The sequence below is a fragment of the bacterium genome (genome assembly GCA_021158245.1).
Classification (GTDB): domain Bacteria; phylum Zhuqueibacterota; class QNDG01; order QNDG01; family QNDG01; genus QNDG01.
Genome location: JAGGVB010000014.1, coordinates 1 through 24,405 on the forward strand (window position 1 = coordinate 1; position 24,405 = coordinate 24,405).

At 38.0% G+C, this 24,405-nt stretch carries 24 protein-coding genes; 11 read left to right on the forward strand and 13 right to left on the reverse strand.

The window, feature by feature from the left end:
• Positions 1-509: hypothetical protein (locus tag J7K93_00800; protein MCD6115526.1), on the forward strand; the 509-nt coding region annotated here is incomplete at its 5' end.
• Positions 510-754: 245 nt separating this feature from the next.
• On the opposite strand, the gene J7K93_00805 is transcribed toward J7K93_00800, so the two are convergent.
• From J7K93_00805 to J7K93_00815, 3 genes are read right to left on the reverse strand one after another with little or no spacing between them, the layout of a single operon-like run.
• A complete protein-coding gene (locus J7K93_00805; protein ID MCD6115527.1) occupies positions 755-1,768 on the reverse strand; it encodes a LacI family DNA-binding transcriptional regulator in 1,014 nt (337 codons plus the stop codon).
• A 9-nt stretch (positions 1,769-1,777) separates the two neighbouring features.
• A complete protein-coding gene (dut, locus tag J7K93_00810; GenBank protein MCD6115528.1) occupies positions 1,778-2,227 on the reverse strand; it encodes a dUTP diphosphatase in 450 nt (149 codons plus the stop codon).
• A gap of 2 nt (positions 2,228-2,229) precedes the next feature.
• Entirely contained in the window at positions 2,230-2,418 is a 189-nt protein-coding gene (locus J7K93_00815) for a hypothetical protein (protein ID MCD6115529.1), read from the reverse strand.
• A gap of 206 nt (positions 2,419-2,624) precedes the next feature.
• Between J7K93_00815 and rpsT the strand changes: the two genes are divergently transcribed.
• Positions 2,625-2,876: a 30S ribosomal protein S20 gene (rpsT, locus tag J7K93_00820; GenBank protein ID MCD6115530.1), complete on the forward strand. Its 252-nt coding sequence runs from the start codon at positions 2,625-2,627 to the stop codon at positions 2,874-2,876.
• Between the two features lie 94 nt (positions 2,877-2,970).
• Here rpsT and guaB read toward each other — a convergent pair whose 3' ends face one another.
• On the reverse strand, positions 2,971-4,434 hold the full coding sequence (gene guaB / locus J7K93_00825) for an IMP dehydrogenase (protein MCD6115531.1): 1,464 nt from the start codon (positions 4,432-4,434) through the stop codon (positions 2,971-2,973).
• Between the two features lie 43 nt (positions 4,435-4,477).
• Positions 4,478-7,324, reverse strand: a complete 2,847-nt coding sequence (locus J7K93_00830; protein ID MCD6115532.1) for a hypothetical protein — start codon at positions 7,322-7,324, stop codon at positions 4,478-4,480.
• A 190-nt stretch (positions 7,325-7,514) separates the two neighbouring features.
• Between J7K93_00830 and J7K93_00835 the strand changes: the two genes are divergently transcribed.
• Positions 7,515-7,784, forward strand: coding sequence for a hypothetical protein (locus J7K93_00835; GenBank protein ID MCD6115533.1), 270 nt, complete (start codon positions 7,515-7,517; stop codon positions 7,782-7,784).
• Positions 7,785-7,850: 66 nt separating this feature from the next.
• Here the strand turns inward: J7K93_00835 and J7K93_00840 are convergent, their stop codons facing one another.
• Genes J7K93_00840 through J7K93_00855 form a run of 4 tightly spaced genes read right to left on the reverse strand, consistent with a single transcriptional unit; the run spans position 7,851 to position 11,079 of the window.
• Complete coding sequence (locus J7K93_00840; protein MCD6115534.1) at positions 7,851-8,519, reverse strand: HAD-IB family hydrolase; 669 nt, start codon at positions 8,517-8,519, stop codon at positions 7,851-7,853.
• Between the two features lie 30 nt (positions 8,520-8,549).
• The gene (gene rfaE1 / locus J7K93_00845) at positions 8,550-9,545 is read right to left on the reverse strand and encodes a D-glycero-beta-D-manno-heptose-7-phosphate kinase (GenBank protein MCD6115535.1); all 996 of its coding nucleotides are present in this window, start codon (positions 9,543-9,545) and stop codon (positions 8,550-8,552) included.
• Positions 9,546-9,548: 3 nt separating this feature from the next.
• Positions 9,549-10,172, reverse strand: coding sequence for a MotA/TolQ/ExbB proton channel family protein (locus tag J7K93_00850; protein MCD6115536.1), 624 nt, complete (start codon positions 10,170-10,172; stop codon positions 9,549-9,551).
• A 13-nt stretch (positions 10,173-10,185) separates the two neighbouring features.
• Positions 10,186-11,079 carry a hypothetical protein gene (locus tag J7K93_00855; protein ID MCD6115537.1) on the reverse strand — a complete coding sequence of 298 codons (894 nt, stop codon included), beginning with the start codon at positions 11,077-11,079 and terminating at the stop codon, positions 10,186-10,188.
• An 81-nt stretch (positions 11,080-11,160) separates the two neighbouring features.
• Between J7K93_00855 and J7K93_00860 the strand changes: the two genes are divergently transcribed.
• Positions 11,161-12,090 (forward strand): hypothetical protein, encoded by a 930-nt coding sequence (locus tag J7K93_00860; protein ID MCD6115538.1) that lies wholly within the window; start codon positions 11,161-11,163, stop codon positions 12,088-12,090.
• Here the strand turns inward: J7K93_00860 and J7K93_00865 are convergent, their stop codons facing one another.
• A complete protein-coding gene (locus tag J7K93_00865; protein MCD6115539.1) occupies positions 12,091-13,074 on the reverse strand; it encodes an SDR family NAD(P)-dependent oxidoreductase in 984 nt (327 codons plus the stop codon).
• A 106-nt stretch (positions 13,075-13,180) separates the two neighbouring features.
• Between J7K93_00865 and J7K93_00870 the strand changes: the two genes are divergently transcribed.
• Positions 13,181-13,456: a prolyl oligopeptidase family serine peptidase gene (locus J7K93_00870; GenBank protein MCD6115540.1), complete on the forward strand. Its 276-nt coding sequence runs from the start codon at positions 13,181-13,183 to the stop codon at positions 13,454-13,456.
• Positions 13,457-13,658: 202 nt separating this feature from the next.
• Here J7K93_00870 and J7K93_00875 read toward each other — a convergent pair whose 3' ends face one another.
• A complete protein-coding gene (locus J7K93_00875) occupies positions 13,659-15,860 on the reverse strand; it encodes a sodium-translocating pyrophosphatase (GenBank protein MCD6115541.1) in 2,202 nt (733 codons plus the stop codon).
• A gap of 51 nt (positions 15,861-15,911) precedes the next feature.
• Positions 15,912-16,310, reverse strand: coding sequence for an HPP family protein (locus J7K93_00880; GenBank protein ID MCD6115542.1), 399 nt, complete (start codon positions 16,308-16,310; stop codon positions 15,912-15,914).
• A gap of 1,028 nt (positions 16,311-17,338) precedes the next feature.
• Between J7K93_00880 and J7K93_00885 the strand changes: the two genes are divergently transcribed.
• From J7K93_00885 to J7K93_00910, 6 genes are read left to right on the forward strand one after another with little or no spacing between them, the layout of a single operon-like run.
• Positions 17,339-18,469 carry a saccharopine dehydrogenase NADP-binding domain-containing protein gene (locus J7K93_00885; GenBank protein MCD6115543.1) on the forward strand — a complete coding sequence of 377 codons (1,131 nt, stop codon included), beginning with the start codon at positions 17,339-17,341 and terminating at the stop codon, positions 18,467-18,469.
• Between the two features lie 39 nt (positions 18,470-18,508).
• Positions 18,509-20,059 carry a metallophosphoesterase family protein gene (locus J7K93_00890; protein ID MCD6115544.1) on the forward strand — a complete coding sequence of 517 codons (1,551 nt, stop codon included), beginning with the start codon at positions 18,509-18,511 and terminating at the stop codon, positions 20,057-20,059.
• 17 nt (positions 20,060-20,076) lie between these two features.
• Positions 20,077-21,321, forward strand: coding sequence for a U32 family peptidase (locus tag J7K93_00895; protein MCD6115545.1), 1,245 nt, complete (start codon positions 20,077-20,079; stop codon positions 21,319-21,321).
• A gap of 47 nt (positions 21,322-21,368) precedes the next feature.
• A complete protein-coding gene (locus J7K93_00900) occupies positions 21,369-22,610 on the forward strand; it encodes a M48 family metallopeptidase (protein MCD6115546.1) in 1,242 nt (413 codons plus the stop codon).
• A gap of 42 nt (positions 22,611-22,652) precedes the next feature.
• Positions 22,653-23,081, forward strand: a complete 429-nt coding sequence (locus tag J7K93_00905) for a nuclear transport factor 2 family protein (GenBank protein ID MCD6115547.1) — start codon at positions 22,653-22,655, stop codon at positions 23,079-23,081.
• A 3-nt stretch (positions 23,082-23,084) separates the two neighbouring features.
• Positions 23,085-24,023 carry an FAD-dependent thymidylate synthase gene (locus J7K93_00910; GenBank protein MCD6115548.1) on the forward strand — a complete coding sequence of 313 codons (939 nt, stop codon included), beginning with the start codon at positions 23,085-23,087 and terminating at the stop codon, positions 24,021-24,023.
• On the opposite strand, the gene J7K93_00915 is transcribed toward J7K93_00910, so the two are convergent.
• A complete protein-coding gene (locus J7K93_00915; protein MCD6115549.1) occupies positions 24,020-24,310 on the reverse strand; it encodes a hypothetical protein in 291 nt (96 codons plus the stop codon). The genes J7K93_00910 and J7K93_00915 overlap by 4 nt on opposite strands.
• Between the last annotated feature and the right edge of the window lie 95 nt (positions 24,311-24,405).

Sequence of the window (24,405 nt, forward strand, 5' to 3'; positions counted from 1 at the left end):
AACCAGGGCATGCAGGCAACCTTCCAAGCGGCGAAGCTTACATTGTGCCCTATGAGGGTGAAAAGGCTGAAACGAGCAAATCATCAGGCATACTTCCAGTGCAGTTCGGCAATGAAGTTGTTATTTATAAAATTGACAAAAACCGCGCTGTTGATATATTGAGTTCCGGCAATTTCTCTGATGAGGAAAGAGATAAAATCACATCCGAACCAGCATACTCAAATATTGCAGAAATCGGATTCGGAGTGCTGAAAAAATACGGGCTTAAACCTGTGAATCAGATACTTCTTGACGAAAAACTGGGGCTTCATATTGCATTCGGCAGAAGTGACCACTTCGGGGGAATAATCGGAGTAAAAGATTTCTCCTCTCCTGACAAAGTTGTTCATATTGACAGAATCTACATTCCTGAAATACAGAGCAGAATTAATGTTAATTATGTAAAACTCTTTTATGAGGATTCTACTCAGGAAAATATAATGGAAGACGGAGAATACGTAATTTTTTAATCCTGATTACTTATAAATATATAGACAGAATATAGTTAACATTTTATCAGCAATAGGGCTGTATCAAAAGCCTGCGATGGTTTTACAGGGATTCCGGCTCTGTATTTTGTAAAATCTCCGGCTTCGAATTGAATTTAAGAATACACATTCATGCAAAACACAGGAATAACTGCAAAAATCAAGTATTCCTTTTTCATGCTACCTCCTATATTAATTTTATAAAATGCGAATCCCAAACTCTTCAATCATGCAGATTCTCTTATAATCAGTTTTGTTCTAAGAACCCTCTCAATAGGATGGGCACTCTTCTCAAAGTCATTAATCTCTTCAAGCAGAACTTTTGCGGCAATCACACCCATTTCATAAGCAGGCTGCGCAACTGTAGTAAGAGGGGGAGCAATTAATGATGCAATTGCATTGTCGCTGAATCCTACCACTGCGATATCATCAGGGATTTTCATTCCGGCTTCTTTTACAGCCATATATATTCCTATTGCTACAGGATCATTAACTGCAAAAATTGCATCAGGTCTGTCTGAACGGCTTAAAAGTTCTTTTGTGCCTTTAATTCCGTCTTCTTCATTCATACCGCCCTTTATAATTAATGCAGGGTCAGGAGTGATACCGTTAAGCTTGTGAGCATCAAGATATCCTCTTTTTCTGTTTTTGCTTAAGGAAAGCTGATCAGGGCCGCCGAGGTGTGCAATTTTTTTATACCCCTTTTTAATCAAAAATTCAACTGCACTTAATGCGCCTCCGTAATCATCAACTATTATTTTGCTTGCATTAACATCATCCAGAACCCTGTCAAAAAATACAATCGGGATTCCTCTGCGCTGTAAAAGCCTGAAATGTTCCGAATTAGTCGTAGTCTGTGATACTGATGCTATTAATCCTGCAACTCTGTTGGAGACAAGAACATGAGCATTTACTCTCTCCCTCTCATAACTTTCGTTGGATTTACATACAATAATAGTGTAACCTGCGCTGTAGGCAATATCCTCAATACCGTTTAAAGCAGAGGAAAAAAATTCATGTTTAATTCCAGGTAAAATTACGCCAATTGTATTAGTCTTCTGTTTTTTCAGGCTTTGAGCAATATTATCAGGATGATAATCAAGTTCCTTTGCCAAGGCTTCAACCTTGTCCCGCGTCTTCTTGCTTATGTCAGGGTGATGCCTTAAAGCTCTTGAAACCGTAGAAGATGATACGTTAAGCCTTTGTGCTATATCTTTAATTCTTACCGGGTTATTATGCATTATAATTCCCTACCTCCCTGTGGACCCGAATCCCCCGCTGTCCCTGTTGCTTTGATCTAATTCTTTCCGTAGATTAAAAGATACTTTTTCATATTTTGAAATAACAAGCTGTGCAATACGGTCCCCTCTTTTTATCATAAAGAGTTCTTTGCCGAAATTAAATAAAATGACTCTTATTTCTCCTCTGTAGTCAGAATCTATTGTACCCGGAGAATTTAAAACTCCTATCCCGTACTTTAAAGCAAGCCCGCTTCTCGGCCTTACCTGGCCCTCATATCCTTCTGGTATTGAAATAAATAATCCGGTCGGTATAAGCTCAACACTGCCCGGAAAAATTTTGACATCCTGCTCTACTGCAGCCATTAAATCCATACCGCTGGATCCATTTGTATGATACTGAGGCAGAGGGATATCTTCACATCCATGTTTTATTTTTACATCCACTACAATTTCAGGCATTTTTACCCGCCTTTTCCGTTTACTAATTTATTCAGAAGGCTTCGCTGTTCTTCAGTAAAAAGTTTTGCAGAATCATAATCGTTTTTTCTCAATGCTTTTTTAATAAGATTATCAAGTTCTGCTATTCTCTCACGGTCATTCTGTATTTCAGACTTTTCAAAAAGATATGTCTGAAGCGGATTTTTTCTCATATTTTTATCCAGCATTATAATTAATACATCTCAATTTAATCATTTTAAAAAAAATAAAACAGCCAATTTTTAAAAACAATTCATTTTTATTAAATTTTTCCTGTAAAAATCTTCAAAATACAGCTTTTCCTATTAACCTCTTGACAAAATACGTATGTTTTTGTATATTTAGACCACTTTGAGCGTAACATAATAATGAGGATACTATGCCGCAACATAAATCAGCAGAAAAAAGAGTACGACAAAATGAACGAAGGCGTCTGCGCAATAAAATCCGTCGTTCAATAATGAAAACAGCTATTAAAAAAGTAAACAGTGCTACTGAAAAAGAAACGGCTGTCACAGAACTTAAAAAAGCAACATCTGTTATTGACCGCATGGCTCTTAAAGGTATTATTCATAAAAATAAAGCATCAAACCTTAAATCAAAACTTACAAAAAGAGTCAATGCGCTTTAATTAGAAAATTATATTCTTTTGCGAAACCGGGTACAATTTCCGCAGTCAGTAACTCCCCCTAAACTGGCAGTGGAAATGTCTCGGTTTCCTTTTTTTATCCTCTCTGGTAATTCGGCGCTTCCTTTGTAATTGTAACATCATGAGGATGACTCTCCTTAACCCCTGCAGATGTTATGCGCACGAACCTGGTTTTTTCCTTGAACTCAGCTATTGTTTTAACTCCGCAATATCCCATTGAAGATCTGACACCTCCAACAAGCTGGTATACAATATCAGAAAGCCTTCCTTTGTAAGCCACACGCCCCTCAATGCCTTCAGGAACGTATTTTTTATCATCATTATTGGACTCCTGAAAATAACGGTCTGCGCTTCCCCTGCTCATTGCACCAAGAGACCCCATTCCTCTGTAAACCTTGAATGTACGCCCTTCCCACAAGACAATTTCCCCAGGGCTCTCCTCCACTCCTGCAAGAAGGGAGCCAAGCATAACTGAATCTGCACCTGCAGCAAGTGCTTTTGCAATATCTCCTGAATATCTAATCCCTCCATCGGAAATAAGAGGTACATCCTTCTCCTTACAAACTTTTGCACTCTCCATTACTGCTGTAATCTGAGGAACTCCAACTCCTGCAATTATTCTTGTTGTACATATAGATCCGGGCCCTACACCAACTTTAACTCCATCAGCTCCCGCTTCAATCAGGGCAAGAGCGCCTTCAGCTGTTGCAATATTCCCGCCTATGACATCAATGTGCTTAAATGATTTTTTTATCTGCTTTACCATATTTATAACTCCAAGAGAATGGCCATGTGCAGTATCAACGCAAATCACATCCACATCTGCATTTATAAGTACTTCAACTCTTTCCAGTGTATCACCTGAAGTTCCTACTGCAGCACCGACAAGAAGCCTCCCTGCTGAATCTTTGGCAGCATTTGGAAATGCCTTTCTTTTTTGAATATCCTTTACTGTAATCAGGCCTTTAAGCCTTCCGTCATCATCAACTATAAGGAGCTTCTCTATTCTGTGTTTTTGTAAGATCACTTCTGCCTGATCAAGGCTTGTGCCTTCTTTTGCAGTTATAAGATTTTCTTTGGTCATCACATTTCTAATCGGCTGTACAAGATTTGTTTCAAAACGTATGTCTCTGTTTGTAAGAATTCCGACTAATTTTTTATTTTCAACAATTGGAATCCCTGAAATATGATACTCACGCATAATTGTTAATGCTTCCTGAAGACTTTTATCAGGCTCAAGGGCTATCGGGTCGGAAATCATCCCGCTTTCGGATCTTTTTACTCTGTCAACTTCAGCAGCCTGCTGTTCCGGCGTAAGGTTCTTGTGAATAATTCCAACACCGCCCTCTCTCGCAATAGCAATAGCCAGTTTTGATTCTGTTACCGTATCCATTGCAGCAGAAAGAAGGGGGATATTCAGAGATATGTTCCTGGTCAGCCTGGTTTTCAAATCAGTGTCCCGCGGCAAAATTTTTGATTCTCTCGGTATGATAAGAATATCATCAAAGGTCAAACCTTCCATTAATATTTTTTCTTTCATATTTTTTACCCCTTTATCCGGTTTTTATTTAATTTTGTTAATTTTATGAATTTTCGAACCAGTCCGAAATGCTTTTAAAGACTTTATCACTATTATCCAGGACATTTACAGGTGCGGGGAAAGATGACACAAAAATCCCTCCGTAAGATGTTGTAACAAGCCTTTTATCGAGAAAAATAACAACACCCCTGTCTCGTTCAGAACGAATTAAACGGCCGGCTCCCTGCCTCAGCCTGACAACTGCTTCAGGGACAGAATAGTTGATAAAACCATTACCTGTATTTTTCTGTACCTCTTCTGTCCTTGCTTCAACAACAGGTTCAGTCGGCATACTGAAAGGAAGCTTGACAATCACTAACTGTTCCAATGATGAGCCAGGAACGTCTATTCCTTCCCAGAAACTGCTTGTTGCGAGAAGTACTGATTTTTCCGATTTCCTGAATTGTTCAAGAAGAGACCGCCTCGATGCATTCCTGCCTTGAGCAAGAAGCAGAATACCGCCGTTTAAAAATCTCTCTTTAAGATAATTATGTACAGACAGCAGCATAGTGTATGAAGTAAAAAGAACCAGAGTACCCCGCGGGCTTCTTTTTATAAGCTCTTCAAGGAATGATGCTGTTGCCTGTGTAAAATTTCTGTCTTTCGGGCCAGGCATGTATGATGGAATAATCATCAATGACTGTTCATCAAACCGGAACGGAGATCCGAGATGTTTTATTGTGATCAGATCCGGATCAACAGCATTCAGGCCAAGCCTGCCGATTATGTAATCAAATGATCTTCCCACGCGCATTGTAGCTGATGTCATTACACATCTGTCAAGTCCGGGATAGAGGGTATTTGCAAGGAGGTCTCCGATATTAAGAGGGACTGAATAAAAATCAGCCCTGGGTTCCTTTGCCTTTCTTTTTATTTCTACCCATACGACATCGCTGTCAGGTATATCTGAAGTAAAGTATGTAAACTTCTCTTTAATCCTAGTACAAATTGTTGTAAGAGATTCCAGCTCTGCAATAATATTATAGAGCTCGGGTTCAGGGCTTGCGTATGTTTCCAGAAGCTCTGTAAGGCGTTCAATATTTTTAATTATCCGCAGTATAAGCCTTTTTATTTGATTCTGTTCTTCTCCGGAAAGCACAGGTAGATCATTGGAATTTCGTATTCTGACTTTACTTGCTGTACCGTCTTTCGCCATAGAGTCTGACTGCAAAAGTACGGAATCAAAAAATCTTCTCGCCTGTTCTTTAAGCTCTTCTGATGCTTCTTCTATTGTATTAATTGAATTAACAGAGTCCTTTAAACCGTTTTCATCCTTCATGTCACGAATGAATTCACGAACCAACGGAATAATCCCTGCGCTTGTTCCGCTCCTGCTGTTAAGGCGCATATCAAGTTCAAGAAAATTCCACAATGTAAGATTTGTTGTCAGGCAGCTCGATGCACTGCTTTCTGCATTATGAGCTTCATCAATAATCAGAGTTGAATAAGGCCCCAAAATCTGGTGCTCGGAAGCGGAATCTGAAAAAAGCAAAGAATGGTTTACAATTACAATATTGCTTGTTGCCGCTGAATTTTTCACTTTTTGATAAAAACAATTTGAAAAATACGGGCATCTGTTTCTTTTGCACTGTACAGAATCTGCGTTTAATTGAGACCACAAAATGTCTGTATACCTGTTTCTAAATCCGGGGCTTTCTTCTATATCTCCCGTCTCAGTTTCAACGGCCCATACAACAAGATAAAGAAGGCTCTTCCTCATATCCTCTGTAAGGTAGTTATATCCCTCATTTATCATGTGTTCCCACCTGAGGGGACAGAGATAATTAGCCCTACCTTTTAAGAGAACAGCTTTTATTGAACGCCCCTTCATAAGCGGGGGCAGGTCTTTATAAAAAAGCTGATCCTGAAGATTTTTTGTATTTGTGGAAATTATAATTCTGTCGCTGTTATTTTTCTCCGCCCAAAGAACAGCAGGGACAAGATACCCCAATGATTTTCCTACACCTGTTCCCGCTTCAACAACAAGGAACTCATTTCTGTTAAAAGCACGGGTTGTTAAACGTGCAAGCTCCTGCTGTTCGAACCTCGGCTCATAAAATTCGAATATTTGTGATAGAAACCCAATAGGGGCAAAAAATTCATCAACAAAATTTTCACTAATAGGTTCAATCTCATTTCGGTTTTTGTGCGGATTCTGTTTCCCAATAATATTTAGTGACCCGAATCTTCTCCCTGAAAGTTTTCTTCCTGAATTTTTTGCATTCTTTTCAGCCAGCCCGAAAATTTCTGCCGCAGGAGACGGGTTTCCTCTAAGCAGCCTGTTTATAATATGAAGAGCTTTGGCATCAAGAGTCTCTATTTTTTTTAACAGCTCCAATAAAAGCAGTGCAGTGTCTCTCGCATCACTTAATGCTCTGTGCCTTTCACCTTCTTTAATATTTAAATAATTAAGAAGATACGCTAACTTGTGGGTTGGTACCTCCGGTAATAGTATTCTGCTCAGCTCAAGAGTATCTATTACTCCGGCTTTTGGAAATTTTACATGTCCGGTTCCCGTTTTTTTCCATTCATTCTTTATAAACCGGATATCAAACGGGGCATTATGTGCCGCAATATTGTCATGGCCGAGAAATCCTGATATTTCACCAATCTTGTCCCTGAAAAAAGGCTGCCCTTCACAATCTTTGGTTTTTATGTTTGTAAGGTTTGTGATTTCTTCCGGTATAGGGCGTCCAGGATCAAATAAGCATGAATATTCATCGCACAGCTCCCCTTTTTCGATGCGAACCATACCTATCTCAATAATTGAATCCCGAGCAGGATCCAGCCCTGTTGTTTCAACATCAATAACAACTACAGAGTTCTCAAGAAAAATGGGGTTTATTTTCATCGCCTCATCCATATAATATCATTTAAGGTAATAAAATATATGCAACTAATCAACATTTAAAAAATGATTCGGTACTGCCTTTACCAAAAAATTTATTTTGAGACAAATTTATAAAATTATACTTTTTTTTGAAACCAAAAGCTTGTGACAATCGTACAAATATGTGAACAAACAAAAAGGTTAAGAAATTATGGCAGAACTATTTTCATTCTTGGTATTATTAGCTTTGATTATTTTTAGTTTTAAAATTCTGGGAGCTTTATTTAAAGTGGGATTATTCCTTTTAAGTATACCTCTGCAGATTATTATTGCACTTTTTCTGTCATTGGTCCTTGTTGCGGTCTTTCCTGCAATACTGCTTACAGGGCTTGTATCTGTTATTGTAATTCCACTTGGTATTCTTGCTCCGATTTTACCGGTTCTTTTAATTATATACGGTATTTATCTTTTAACAAAATAATTCATTTCTCTCCCTCCCTCCTAAAAAAAGGCCGGATGTTTACATTCGGCCTCTTCTTTTAATCTCCTAATCATGTTTTAAAATCTTCCAGCCCTTTAATAAGGCATAAATGTGCATAAAAAACCCGGGATCAACAACAACAGGATGTCCGCATCTTTTTATAAGCGGAATATCAGTAATACTATCAGCAAACATATATGAATTCGGAAGGTCAATTTCAATATTTTTAAAAATATCATCAAAAATATACCATTTATCCCTGAAATATGGATGAAAAACCAACCTCCCTGTAAATTCACCGTTTACAACCTCATGTTTTGCTCCTATAGCAAGATCAGCACCTACATAATCCTTAATCATTTCGAGAAGAAAATCAATTGAACCGGACAGTAATATAATGTAAAAGCCCCTTTCTTTCAGAAGTTTTACCTGCTCAACAATTCGTACTGAAAGCTTCGGCAAAAGCTCTCTCTTCCTGAATTCAGGAAGAATAGACATTAAATCTTTCTCTTTAATGCCTTTTATATAAATTCTGTTCCTGAATACTGATTCTTTTATCCCGTGTTTAATATTTCTAAACATGTAAACAAACATTTCAAGTACATTCTTACAAGAAATCATTTTCTTTCTAATCAAAAATTTAGCGAGAAGTATTTCTGCTACCCTATTTTTCAGAAGAGTTCTGTCAAGGTCAAATACAGCTACTTTGAGCTTTGGATTATTTTTGTAGTTCATTAAAATCCCGGATTAAATAAAAAATGTGATTTATTTAAGTTCTGACTTTAACCGGTTAAAGAGAATTTTCTTATCAACCGGAACAATCCCCACTTCTTCACAGACAATGCCTGCAGCCTGATTAGCAATTGTTGCTGCTTCCCTTAAATTTGCTCCCGAACACATTGAGACTGCCATAGCTGCAATAACTGTATCGCCTGCTCCGGAAACATCATGCACTTTTACCGCTTTTGTAGGAATTGTCATTTTAGGCTGATCAGGCTCAAACAGGGCCATTCCCTTTTCACTTAATGTAACAAGAAGAGCTTTACAATTAATTCTGTCAAGAAGTATTTCTCCTCCTTTGTCAAGGCTTTCCTCGTTGTCCATCCTGAATCCAAGTTTATCAGAAGCCTCTTTTTTATTTGGTTTAAAAAGCGTTACGCCTCTATATTCAAAAAAATTATCAAACTTTGGGTCAACGAATGTCATTTTCTTTTTTCTGCGGGCAATATCTACCAATGAAGTTACAAGGCCCGGCATCAATAGGCCTTTGTTATAATCTTCAAATATAATGCCGTCAATTGAATCTATAATGCTCTCAAAATAGCCGATTATTCGATTTCTAACCTTTTCTGAAACAGGTTTGCGCTCTTCTCTGTCAATTCTAACTACATGCTGATTATGAGCTATTATTCTTGTTTTTACTGTTGTAGCCCGCTCATCATCTTTTATTATACCATCAAGAGGCAAGCCTTCTTTTTTAAATAGTGATTCAAGCTCATTACCATACTGATCACCGCCTATTACTCCTACAGGGATTACATTTGCTCCGAGACTCAGTACATTATAATTAACATTGGCCGCCCCCCCGAATCTGAATGATTCAGTATCAATATCAACAACCGGAACAGGGGCTTCAGGAGAAATCCTTGATATTTTCCCCCATACATAATGATCAAGCATTAAATCGCCTATTACTGCAATTTTCATTTCTGAAAAGCGGTTAAACAACTCTTCCAAACGGCCTAATTTAAAATTAATCATTAATTATTCCTCTTTGTTCTTTTTCACAATCTTATCTACAACCCTGCTTGAATACTTTTCAATCTCCAATACAAGGTCATCAACCTTATGATCAAAATAATTATAGGCTATTAAGGCGGGGATTGCTATTGTAAGGCCTGCAACAGTAGTCACAAGAGCCTCTGAAATGCCTCCTGACAAAGCCTGTGTCTGCCCAAGCCCCTGCTGTGAAACAACATTAAAAACCTTTATCATTCCCAGTACAGTTCCAAGGAGGCCCATAAGAGGCGAAATGCCTGCAATTGTTTCCATAGTTACCAGCCCGCGTTCCAGGACTCTTGCTTCCTGCTTTCCGGTATCCTCAATAGCTTCTTTAACTTCCTCTCTATTGTCATATCTATGATCCAGAGCAACTTTTAAAATATTTAAAAAAGGATCATCCTGCGAATTCATTACAGAAACAACCTTCTCAATATCTTCCGGTTTTTTAAAAGTTTCAATTGCTTCCACAATCTCAGGTTTTAAAATCCTCTTTCTCTGTAAATAAAATGAACGTTCAATAAATACAGCAAGCCCTATTACTGATGTAATTACCAGGGGGATCATCATTATCCCGCCGCTTACAAGCATATTCCACATATTGGACATGGCAACTCCGCAATTAATAGTTCATAATATAATACTTGAAATTTGCAGTAACTTCAAGATATTTCTCCGGAAAATCATCAGGAAGCGGCAAAAAAGGTGCTGACATTTCAACAGCCTTTCTGCTTGTTTCTATTAATGCTTCTTCTCCCTGATGATGCAGCACTAACGGGCCTTCAAGCCGCCCGTCAGGGTATATACGAAATTTCAATATATTTGCCCCTCCGAAACCAAGCCTTGTGAAAGCCGGCGGAGGATAAATATTGCGCTGAATCCTTTTTTTCAGTTCAATCAAATAAGGGGCAAAATTCCAATTGTATGTATTAAAACTTATACCGCCTACATCATCGGCACTTGATTTTGTCTGCTTGTACGGGGCGCTGTAATCTCTCTGCCCCGGACTGACACTTTTTTTACCAAGAAGGACATTTTTATTAAACTCTGATGCAGGCATCATTGTTTTTATTTTTTCAGCATATTCATCTCTCGGTGCTGAAAGCTGTTTTTTTTGTTTTGCATTGCCCTGTTTAACCGGACGGCCGTTCTCCCCTCTGTTTTTCACAATATCTTTTACGTCGCTGATTCCTTTTGAGAAAGGAATATCTCCTATATCTTTCTTTTCTCTGTTCAAGTCCCGGGCAGCAGCATTTTTATCTGATGCAAGGTCTGCCTTGTCCGGAGATTTGTTTCTTTTGGCATCTTTAGGAGTCTCGACAACTTCACGTCTTCTATTTTCAGGTTTTGCAAATTCAAGCACCACCTGTTTATTTTTATTTTTTTTTATGTCGGCAAGAAAATAGTTTCCACCCCAAAGGATATATACAATTAACAACAGTATGTGAAATATAATTGAAAGCAGAAAGGGAATTAAAAATCTGTTCCTCTTAATGCTGTAATTTCTCTCAATCAATTTTATTAATCCTTTGATCCGGCGGAACAGTTTTAAAATATAAGCGTAAAACAAGATAGCTGTAATTCAAATGGAGTTTTAATGAATCGATTTCAATATTCCCTTATTTTTTCTTTATTAATACATGTTGTTTTAATTACAGCTGCATACTTCACACTTTCGTCATTAAAAACAGATAATCCTGTACGTAAAATAACAATGCCTGTTGAAATAGAACATCACCGGCAATTACTCCCTATCAAAAAAAAATCCATAAATCACGGTATTTCAAACAGTATAAAAATTTTTCCAGGGAGACCTGACAATACAAATAAAAACGTCTCTCTAATCAAAACAATAAAATTTCAAAAAGCACTTATAAACCCTGTAAAAAAAGATAGAATTTTACTTAAAACTCCGGAAAAATTAAATACTGTCAATATAAATAAAATTCCGAATTTCTCATATAAACTGCAATCACAATATATAAATCCTGCAGGTGAAATATCAAAGAATATAATGAGATCCAATGATAATGGAAGAACCTCAAGAGTTTCAGTTTCAGGTATAATATCCGGCCTTGTTAAAGCATTTAAACACAAAAACCCTGCAGTTCAATTTGATTTTATTCCTTCAAAAAATCAAATTATAGCACTAAAACTCCTTTTTAGAAATAAAAATTCCTCCCAGATTGATCTTTATAAATCACTTGATTTCAATTTTCCTGTAACAGCAGAATTATTTAACAAAGAGCTCTCCCAGCTCGTGGACAAAGGATTTTTAAAAAGAAAAAAAATCTCTCCCCAACTGATTTTTAACATGTTCGGTGTACCTGTTGAAATTAGCCCCCAAAATATAAAAAATCCAATATATGAATATAAGCCCGGAATTTCACAAACTCAAATTTTAACGTTTCTTCAGGCACAATTGTTCCTTCTTAAAAACAAATTAGCCAAATCACAGAAAGATAACCAAGCATTAAAAAATAAAATTACAATTCTAAAACAAGAGATTCAAATACTTATACAATAATTACAACCATTTTTCTCTTTTATACCATTCTGCAGTATTTTCTATTGCCTTTTTCATTGGAACAGCCGGATTAAGTCCCAATATATTTTTTGACCTGGATACATCACAAACCCAATATTTCTGTCTCATTTCCAGTATTTTCTGCCTGTTGATAATGGTTTCTCTTCCTTTTAAAAATGCTGCCAGTTCGAAAAATATTGATATAATAAAAGCTAAGGTAACAGGAACAAACAGAGTAATAGTTTTTTTGCCGAGAACATCTGCAATTTCTCTTGTAAAATCTGTCCATGATACCATCTGATAAGTTGAAAGGAAAATAGTTTTTCCTGCAGCATTTTTTTTATGTGCTGAAAGGATTATCCCGTTCACCAGATCATCAATATAGATCGAACTGAATACTCTTCTGCCAAATCCAAATTTTGGGCGCAACCCTTTACTGACAAATTTGAACACATTAAAAACATCCCTGTCTCTTGGGCCAAATACAACAGAAGGCCTTAATATGGTTACAGGTATTTTTAATGAAAATGCAAGTACAGCTTCCTCAGCAGCTAATTTGCTTGCACCGTAATAACTCATAGGGAAGCATTTATCAGTCTCTTTTACAGGCTGATTTTCAGTTGCAGGCCCTGAAGCTGCCATTGATGAGATAAAAATAAATCTATTTATTCTTGGGTTGGAACGTATAACTGCTTTTAAAAGATTTAAGGTACCTGTACTATTAATTATATAAAAGGATTCTTCTGTTTTGGCTTTTGTTTTACCCGCTATATGAAAAACCGTATCAACGTCTTTTACAGCAGCTTCAAGAGAATCTATTGAAGTAATATCACCGTATACTAAATCAACATCAAGCCCATTCAGCCATTTAAGGTCACTTGTCTTCCTAACGAGACATTTTACGCGTATTTTTTGTGCAACTAACTTCTCAACAAGATGGCTTCCTATAAAACCATTTGCACCTGTAACAAGTACATACTTCATTCCAGCTCCGTTTCATACATGTAATGGGTTTAAAATTAATAAAATCAAAAGAAAATCGCAAGCAATTTCAGTCAGGCCGGCTCATGTTGTATATTCAATAAACAGATTGATTTTATCGTATAAATTTAGTAAAATTTCAGATATAATTAAGAATGTTAAAACTCCCACACAGATCCTTCACGGACAGAATGACTGGCGGGTTCCATATGCACAAGGCAAGGAATTTTATGTATCATTAAAGCGCCTCGGAGTTCCAACTGAAATGGTTGCATATCCAAGAACGCCTCACAGCCCGAGAGAGCCGAAACTGTTGATGGATGTTTCTTACAGGATAATGAAATGGTTTGAAAAAAATTTGAGAGGTAACAATTTCAATAAATAAAATCAAACTCATCAGTATAATTTAATTCATAGGACGGGGCTGTATCAAAAGTCGATTTGAAGTCATTACGAGGAACGAAGCGACATAGCAATCTCAGGAATTAAGCACGAATTAAAGAGATTGCTTCTTCCGGCAAGCCGGAATCGCAATGACAGGGTTAGAACTTTTGATACAGCCCCGTCTTTTTATAACCAACTATAATTTACAGCAGAGAAAACGCAACTGTAAGCCCGGCCATAACAATTGAGACCATACTCATCAGCTTTATAAGAATATTTAAACTCGGGCCTGAAGTATCCTTGAAAGGATCGCCTACTGTGTCCCCCACTATTGCAGCTTTATGCTCATCAGAACCCTTACCGCCAAGATGGCCGTTTTCAATATATTTTTTAGCATTATCCCAGGCTCCACCGGAATTGGCCATAAAAATTGCAAGTACAAAACCAGCTACAAGCCCTCCGACAAGAAGTCCCATAACTCCAGGTACTCCAAAAATTACTCCTGTAAGAACCGGAATAATAATTGCCAAAAGTGACGGAAGAAGCATTTCATGCTGTGCGCCTTTTGTAGAGATTGCAACACAGCTTTCATAATCAGGTTCTGTTTCACCTGTCATAATACCTTTAATCTCACGGAATTGACGCCTGACCTCATCTACCATTTTACCTGCTGCACGGCCTACTGCCATCATTGTCATGCCGCAGAACAGGAACGCCATCATAGATCCGATAAACATACCCATAAGAACTTTTGGGTTCATCAAAGTTACATTATAAAATTCCATAAAATCTTTCAAAGATGCAGTTGCAATAGGTATTATTCTTCCGTGTGCAAGCTGCAGAGTAGTTGTGCCTATTCTTATAAGTCCGGCTTTGATCTCCTCCACATAAGAAGCAAGAAGAGCAAGGGCTGTCAGAGCAGCAGAACCAATTGCAAATCCTTTTCCTGTTGCTGCAGTTGTATTCCCAAGTGCGTCAAGTGCATCAGTTCTCTCCCTAACCTCTTCGCCAAGGCCTGCCATTTCAGCATTACCGCCTGCATTGTCTGCAATTGGCCCGTATGCATCTGTTGCCAGTGTAATACCAAGGGTTGATAACATCCCTACAGCAGCTATTCCAATGCCGTAAAGTCCCATTCGCACATTTGTAAAATCAAATTTTGCAGAAAAAAGAAAAGCCAGTATTGTCCCAATAACCACGAGAAGTACTGGAATTACTGTTGATAGCATTCCTGTTCCAAGTCCGGATATAATTACTGTAGCAGGGCCAGTCTTTGAACTCTCTGCAATCTTCTGTGTCGGCCTATATGAATAAGAAGTAAAATATTCCGTACTCTTGCCTATTCCGATTCCAACGAGAAGGCCGGCCACAATCGCACCCCATATTCCAACAGCATTTGGAATATCAAGAAAGTGAAGTATTACGAGAGAAAAAATAACAATAAAGAAAGAACTGAGGTTTATTCCCCTGCCTAGGGATTTAAGCAAGTCTTTCTGCGTTGCACCCTCCTTTGTTCGAACGGCAAAAATTCCGAGTATTGATAGAATTGTACCTACCGCTGCAATGAGCATTGGTGCAATAACAGCTTTAAATTGAAGGAGGGTGTTATCCATAAATGCAGCAGCACCGAGAGCTGCAGTGGCAAGTATTGAACCGCAGTAAGATTCGTAAAGATCCGCACCCATACCTGCAACATCACCTACATTATCGCCTACATTATCTGCAATTGTTGCTGGATTTCTTGGGTCATCTTCAGGTATGCCAGCCTCAATTTTACCAACAAGGTCAGCGCCCACATCAGCAGCTTTCGTGAAAATCCCTCCTCCGACACGGGCAAACAGAGCCTGTGTAGATGCACCCATACCAAAGGTCAGCATTGTTGTTGTTATAATCACTAAATTATGAGGATTATCAAGAGTGAGAGGATAGGCAAAACTTCTTGTTAAGATAAAAAACCATAAAGATATATCAAGCAGGCCGAGTCCGACTACAACCAAACCCATTACAGCTCCACTTCTAAAAGCTATCCTTAAGCCGCTGTCAAGAGACTTTCTTGCAGCATTAGTTGTACGAGCTGATGCATAAGTTGCTGTTTTCATCCCGAAAAATCCTGCAAGCCCTGAGAAAAAACCTCCTGTTAAAAATGCAAACCATACATATCCGTTTTGCAGGTGCATTACATTTGCAAGAAAAGCAAAAAAACCTGAAAGTATGATAAATACTATAAAAACAACTTTGTACTGCTGCTTCAGATATGCCATAGCACCCTTTCTGACATGAGCAGCAATTTTTTTCATATCGTCCGTACCTTCACTCTCCTTCATCATCTGTTTAAAAAACAGCCATGCAAAAACAAGTGCAAGGATCGAACTAACAGGTGCAATCCAAAAAAAATTACTCAGCATACACAACCTCCATTTTATATTTTCCTTAACCTATAACTCTCCAACTTCCTGTTAAAGCAAATCTCTCAATTTATTCTTAAAAACCGTTCTGACAAATGCCAGAACAGATACCGCATAAATTAAAAGCAGCGCTGCTTCAATAGAAAATCCCATAACTGCAACTCCAAGAGCTGTGCCTGCAGCAGGAGGATGTTCAGTATCAGTAATCACCATTAGAAAAACAGACAAACCAACAGCAAATGCATAACAAAAAATAACAGGTATAGAATCTACCCTTGTTAGCAAGCTTCCTGCTGTTCCCGAAATCAATCCCACAATCTGGCCGAATACAAGATTACGCGGTTGAGCTGTAATTGTGCTCGGCATAGCAAATACAATAAATACTGACGACCCTATTGACGAAATAATAATTATATTTCTGATTGTAAGAAAAATGAGAAGAACAAGCATTACAGCGGTTGTAAAAAGGCTCTGGAAAACATAATTTTTCCAGTGCTCTTTTAATCCTTTGTCTAACAGTTTAAATGATCTTGTCACCAGAACAGAGCTCCGCTAAATTACCTCCCTCTCAAATAGAAGGAATATAGTACATTACAATTTAAAATACAACAATTTATTGCCCATATTTATTTTCGGCAGAAAAAATTAATACTTGAATTGAAATTCCATGTTAAAAATTTATCAGGTTCTTCTGAAAAAGAGCTGGGCCTTTCCCGTCCCGATTTTCTTTAAGAAAAATATAATAGCAAGAATCAGGAGGAAACCAGGGGCGGAGGTGAAGTATGCCCTGAGCTTACCCTGAGCTTTGGTCGAATGGCTATGGATTAGAAAAACGGTATAGGGTATAAAGGAATACCTCGGAAATTTTTTGCCGGCATCTGGAAATTTCCGCCCGAAGATTTCAATACATTTTATCTTTAACCCCGAAGGGGTGTAAGGATTGTAGAATTTGTTTAATATAAAATATTTTTAACCCTTAAAGACTTTAACAACCCGTCATTTCGAAGGAGCGGAAGCGACTTTAGAAATCTTCTCTCCTGCAAAGTTTTAAGATTTCTCTTCTGCCTGCGGCAGAATCGAAATGACATGTGGAGAAGTTGCCGGCGTTTAATCAAGACCTCTGAGGTCTGCAACAAGTTTATTTTTAATTCGTGTTAATTTATCCGGCTTTTGACGGACTGTGTCCGGCTACTGCCGGATTCGTGGATTAAGAGGTAAAATTCAAAATCTCTTTATCTTTTTAATTCAAAATTCAACATTCATAATTCAAAATTTCTTCCTTTGCACCAAACGCATCATTGAAATAACAGAATTAAAAATTCCCTTTACCGTACAAAAACAGTAATGTGAAAAATTAATCATCAAATAACCAAATAAATATTGAAAATTTAATTAAAAATTGTCATCTTATTGACATGCAAGTATTCAATCTTATTTTTGTATTATTGACAATCAATTTTTAATGGAAAGGACGCAATATGACAGATATAACTGTTCTCGGAAGCGGAATGGTCGGCAAAGCAATGGCAATTGATCTGTCCCGCAATTTTACTGTTACAGTAATTGATATAAACGAAAAATCCTTTGACGGGTTAAAGAAGCACAATAACATTAAAACAATCAGGGAAGATGTCTCTTCAAGTAAAACACTAAAGAAACTTGTTGCTGATGCTGATCTTGTAATTGGTGCAGTACCAGGTTTTATGGGATTCGAAACTGTTAAAAACGTAATCGAAGCAGGAAAGAATATTGTTGATATCTCCTTTTTTCCCGAAGATCCCTTTGAACTAAATAATCTTGCAAAAAATAAAGATGTTACTGCAGTTACAGATTGCGGCGTTGCGCCCGGTATGAGCAATATGATTCTCGGATTTCATAATCAGGATATGCAGATTAACAGCTTCGAATGCCTTGTCGGGGGCCTTCCCAAAACTCGTACTCTTCCCTTTGAATATAAAGCTCCATTCTCTCCTGTTGATGTTCTTGAGGAATATACAAGGCCTTCGCGTTTTGTTGAAAACGGTAAAATTATTACAAAACCTGCTTTAAGCGATCCTGAATTTGTAGATTTTGAAGGAATCGGCACTCTTGAAGCATTTAACACAGACGGCCTGCGTTCGCTTCTCAAAACAATGGAAATTCCCTGCATGAAAGAAAAAACATTACGATACCCCGGCCACAGAAGAATAATGGAAATTCTAAAAGACACGGGATTTTTGTCTGATGAACCTATTCGGATAAAAAATACAGATATCCGCCCTGTTGAATTTACTTCAAAAATTCTATTCCCTGTCTGGGAACTTGGCATTGATGAAGAAGAATTTACAGTTATGCGAATATCTATCTCCGGCAGGCTACAGGGAAAAGACAAAAATATTGTCTATACAATGATTGATAAATTTGATAAAGATACAAAAACTTCCTCTATGGCAAGAACAACAGGATATGCATGCACTGCAGTTGCAAATCTTGTAGCAAAGAAACAATACACAAGAAAAGGCATTTCTCCGCCTGAGTATATTGGAATGGATAAAAAATGTTTTGAAGATGTAATGCTTTACCTTAATAAACGTAACATTCGTTACAACGTCAATAATGCCGTGAAGTAACGGAATTGCAGAAGCTTGTAACCTTATCAGGAGGCTGAAATGAATATATCTGTTCAAAATAAAAAATTAATTTTTATCATTGCTGTCTCGTTTATTGCTGCATTCGGCCTTAAAAATACCTGCAGCGCTCAAACAATTACAAAAGGGCCATATCTCGCAGATCCAGGCAGAAATTCCATCACAATTAGATGGGAGAGTGACAAAAAAACAGAATGTTCAGTCTTCCTCGGAAAGAATTCTTCACTTTATAAAAAAAACAAAGCTGAAATAATCGGCAATAAAGACGGATTCTATCTTTATGAATCCAAACTTACAGGACTTATGCCGGGAACCGAATATTTTTATCAGGTTAAATGCGGATCCGTAAAAAGTATTGCTGCACATTTTAAAACAGCGCCTTCTGCAAATCAACCTTTTGATTTTGTGGCTATGGGAGACAGCCGCTCGCATCAGGATGTATTTCACAAAATCATGAAAAATGCAGCAAAATTTAGCCCCGATTTGATTATCAGTATGGGTGACCTTGTAGCTGACGGAGGAAATTTTGCGCAGTGGAAATCCCAGTTTTTCGATGTAGCAGGCAAAGTAGTTGATCACGTACCATTTATCTCTACGCTCGGAGATCATGAAGGCGACGGTGATAACGGCAAGCTGTTCAGATACTTCTTACTCCCCCATCTTAACGTAGATTCCCTCTGGTTCTCTTTTGATTTCGGAAATGCCCACTTTGTCTCTCTCGACTACCGTCATCCTTATGATAAAAACATGATTGAATGGTTCAAAAAGGACATGGCGGGAACCGAAGCAGAATGGAAATTTGTTTTCACGCACCGTCCGTGTTACAATCTCGGCGGGCACAGGTCAACATGGGGCAGGGCTGTCTGGCCGGACCTGTTCAGCAAATTCAAAGTTGATATTGTCTTTGCAGGCCATTCACACCAATATGAAAGATTTTTCCCTGTAAAGCCATTATCGCAGGTTTCAGACTGGCCCGTTACTTACATTACTACGGGAGGTGCGGGAGCAGGATTGTATGAAATCAGCCGCAGTGCTTTTCTTGCAAAGGTTGAATCTATACACCATTTCATTAATTTCAAAATTAACGGGGACACTCTTTCGTTAAAAACAATATCTCTCAATGATTCGGTTTTTGACAAATTGTTAATTATAAAAAATAACGGTAAATACTCGAATAAATATCTTAGTGTAGTAAAACCCCGGGAGCAGTTGGACGTATATACAATGTTCTTACGTGCGATTTCGCCAAGTATCAATAAAATCCCGTTAGAAGATATTCCTGCAACTGCGAAAATCAACTTAAAATCCAACAAGAATCTTAAAGATATCAAATTTACGATATCCCTTTCTCCCGAATCTGAAAAATTCTACAAAATGGATACTGTTGAGGGCATACTTCATAAAAATGACAAAATGGAAATACCTTTACAAATTTTTTCCGAAACTGACATGACAATATCCAACTGGGGAGATATTAAACCTGATCTCAGGCTTGAGATTAGTTATACTATTTCGGGAATTAAGAAAAAAATCACAGGCGGCAGAATTGAATACTGGCCTGACGATTTGTAAGAAACACAGGAAACTGTATGAATAATAGAGTTGAACTCATGGCACCTGCAGGATCATGGGATGCCATATCTGCAGCAATAAAAGCAGGTGCGGATGCTGTGTACTTCGGGCTTAAAAAACTTGACATGAGGTCACGAGCAGCTCATTCATTTGATATTGAAGATCTTCCCGAAATTGTATCAATATGCAGAGATCATGGTGTTCGTACCTATCTTACTCTCAACACCCTGGTATATGACGAAGATATGGAGGACCTTGATCTTCTAATCAGCGCAGCAAAAGATGCAGGAATTTCTGCTGTTATCTGCAGCGACATCTCGGCAATAACCCGTGCTTACAATGCAGGGCTTGAAGTGCACATATCAACTCAAACCAATGTTTCCAATATTGATGCTGTTAAATTTTTCTCGCAGTTTGCAGATGTTATTGTTCTTGCGAGAGAACTGACATTAGATCAGATTACATCAATATGCAGCCAAATTTCAGATGAAAATATCAGGGGCCCGCGGGGAGAGCTGATCAAAATTGAAATTTTCGTTCACGGAGCTCTATGTGTATCTATTGCAGGCAAATGCTATATGAGCCTTGCTCTGTACGGCCATTCTGCTAACAGAGGTGATTGTTTTCAGACCTGCAGAAGGAAATTCCGCGTTTATGATGAAGACACAGGAGACGAGCTTGTAATAGACAATAAATATGTTATGTCACCTGCTGATGTCTCTACAATATCTATTATTGACAAACTGATAAATGCCGGCACGTCTGTTTTTAAAATTGAAGGCAGAGGCAGATCTGCTGATTATGTCTATAAAGTAACAAGGGCCTACAGGCAGGCAATTGACAGTGTTGCTGACAACAGTTACAGCACAGAAAAAATAGAAAAATGGACAACAGAGCTGAAATCGGTTTTTAACAGGGGTTTCTGGGAAAAGGGATACTATCTCGGCAAGCAGCTTGGAGAATGGTCGGGAACTTACGGTTCTCAGGCAACTGAAAAGAAAATTTACATCGGCAAACCTGTGAAATATTATCCGAAAGCAAAGATTGCGCTCATCAAAATTGAGACAGGGACCTTGTCACCCGGGGATAAAATTTCAGTAACAGGCCCGACTACAGGTTTTGCAGAATCCGAAATCAAATCAATTTATCTTGATGATAAACCTGTAGAAATTGCTGTAAAAGGGCAGACAGTATCAATACCTTTTGAAGAAAAAATCAGGCCGAGTGATAAGGTTTTTCTTGTACAAAAACGTGAAAAATAACAAACACAGACTTGCAATTTATAAATGATTCCTGTATATTTCACACTATGAATTCTTACGCTATTATAATACTTACAGCTCTCTTGCTGGAGTTCAGCCTGAGCCTGATTTCAGATATCCTGAACCTTCGCCATCTTAAAAATGAGCTTCCCGATGAATTTAAGGATGTCTATGACGAAAAAAAATACCGGCTGTCACAAGCCTATCTTAAAGTCAACACCTATTTCGGATTCATTTCATCAGGTTTTATGTTCGGGATTACCCTTCTATTCTGGTTTGCAAAAGGGTTCAATTTTCTTGACACGCAGATACGCAGCCTCGGGCTTCACCCTATATGGAACGGGCTGATTTTTGTCGGAACACTAATTTTTCTGCGGACCCTTCTATCTCTGCCTTTTGACATTTTTTCAACTTTTGTTATTGAAGAAAAATTCGGATTTAATAAAACCACTGCAAAAACGTTTATTTTTGACCTTTTAAAAGGCATTGGGCTCTCCATTTTAATCGGTGCCCCCCTATTTGCCGGAATTCTTGCCTTTTTTCAATATGCCGGCCCTTTGGCCTGGCTCTGGTCGTGGGCTGCAGTAACGCTGTTTTCCCTGTTTATTCAATTTATTGCACCTGTGCTGATACTGCCTCTTTTCAACAAATTCACACCTCTCGAACAAGGTGAACTTAAAAATAAAATTATTGCTTTTGCAGATAAGGTAAAATTCCCCCTTTCAAATATTTTTGTAATGGACGGATCCAGGCGTACGGCCAAATCAAATGCATTTTTTACCGGATTCGGAAAACACCGCCGTATTGCACTATACGATACACTGATACAGAACCATACTACAGACCAGCTGGTTGCAGTACTTGCTCATGAAATAGGGCATTACAAGAAAAAACATATACTTAAAGGTACAATTATTTCAATTGTTCACAGCGGAATATTATTCTTCCTGATTTCAATCTTTCTCCATTCCAGAGGCCTTTTTAATGCCTTTTACATGGAACATACCTCTGTTTATGCCGGGCTTCTCTTCTTCGGGCTGCTTTACACACCGGTTGAATTAGTATTGTCAATTGTGATGAATTATGTATCACGGAAACATGAGTTTGAAGCAGACCGCTTTGCCGCAGAAAATACCGGTAGGGCTCAGGATCTTGTATCTGCGCTGAAAAAGCTTTCTGCAGACAACCTTTCAAACCTCAATCCTCACCCTTTTACAGTATTTATGAACTATTCCCACCCGCCTGTTCTTGAGAGGATAATAGCTCTAAATAAATTTAACGGCAAATAAATTTCAAAAGGTTATATTGTGAAAAAATCAATATTTATTTTAATGATAATTCCTCTGCTGATTTTAATTTCCTGTAAATCAAAAAACAATTCATCTGAGAAGATGAAGATTATTTCAGTTCTGCAATCTCAGCAGAATGCATGGAACAGAGGGGATATTGAAGAGTATATGAACGGATACCTGCGCTCAGATTCTCTGCGTTTCGCAAGCGGAGGCAATATACGTTACGGATGGAACGAAACTCTTTCCGCTTATAAAAAGGGATATCCTTCAAAAAGCAAAATGGGGAATCTTATTTTCGGAGATATTAAAACAGATATTCTATCTGATAAATACGCACTTGTTTTCGGTAAATGGAAGCTGGAACGCAGGACAGATCACCCCAGCGGCCTTTTTACCCTGCTTTTCATAAAAACAAAAGACGGCTGGCGTATTGCAGCGGATCATACATCATCAGCAAAGGATAATTAGCAAATGAATAAAAAGCCGGAAAAAATTGAACGTATAGAAATAAATGAATTAAACGACATTCTCGGCAAGCCGTTTCCTGTTCTTGATGACGGTTTTATAAGAGTCATTGACTACATGGGGTCTGACTCCGCGGTTGTACAAGCTGCACGTGTTTCGTATGGTGAAGGCACAAAAAAAATCCGCCAGGACAGAGGCCTGATAAGATATTTAATGAGGCATCTGCACACATCTCCATTTGAGATGTGTGAGATAAAGCTGCACATTCGTGTCCCAATGGACACCTGGCGCCAGTGGATAAGACACAGGACTGCAAATGTAAATGAATACTCAACCCGTTATTCAATTGCAATTGATTCCTCTCTCCATACTGAGCCTGATAAATGGAGAATACAGGCAAAAAACAACAGGCAGGGCTCAAGCGGTTATTTTGATAAAGAAACAGGAAAAGGGTTTTCAGAAAAAGAGAGAGAACTTCAAACTCTTGCGAGAGATATCTATAATCAGCGCATTGACAATGGTGTTGCAAGAGAGCAGGCAAGAAAAGACCTCCCTCTGTGCACATACACTGAAGCATACTGGAAAATTGACCTGAATAATCTTCTACACTTTCTTGCGCTCAGAATGGAAAAAAATGCACAATTTGAAATTCGTGAATACGCAAACACTATAGGAAAGGAGATTGTTGCAAGGTGGTGCCCCCTGACGTGGGAAGCCTTTCTGGACTACAGAATGAACAGCGCAACTCTTTCCGGAAATGAACTGGCTATTGTAAATGCTATAAACTCAAATAATCCACAAAAAGCAATTAAGATTGCAGATAATCTCGGATGGCTTCCTGATAGTGACAATAAAGTAAAAAATGATCTTGAACGCTCTGAATGTGAAGAGAAACTTATACGCCTGGGGCTGAATCCTCCGTGGGAAGAGATGTTTAAGGATTAATTCTTTTTATTTTTAAAAAGTTCATCCAATTTCTTTCTCGCTTCTTCTGCTCGTTTATCGTCAACTATGTTCTTTTTTGATGACGGTTTAAAATAACTGCAAAAATTTCCGGATTTCTTATCTGAAACAAATTCAGCTTCACTCTCCCTGCACTGGTGATATGCATTGGGATAATAGAATTCACAGTTCAGACAGCAGTGTAAGAATGCACCACATTCCGGACACTGCTGCTGGCGTCCGATTCTGTCATTTGTGTTTATTTCTTTTCCGCATTTATAACAAAACAACTCACCCTCCCATTGATATAACTATTTTCTATATTTTAAATTTAAGAATAATAAATTACGGTTAACAATTTTAGATTATTCTTTCAATCTCAGCC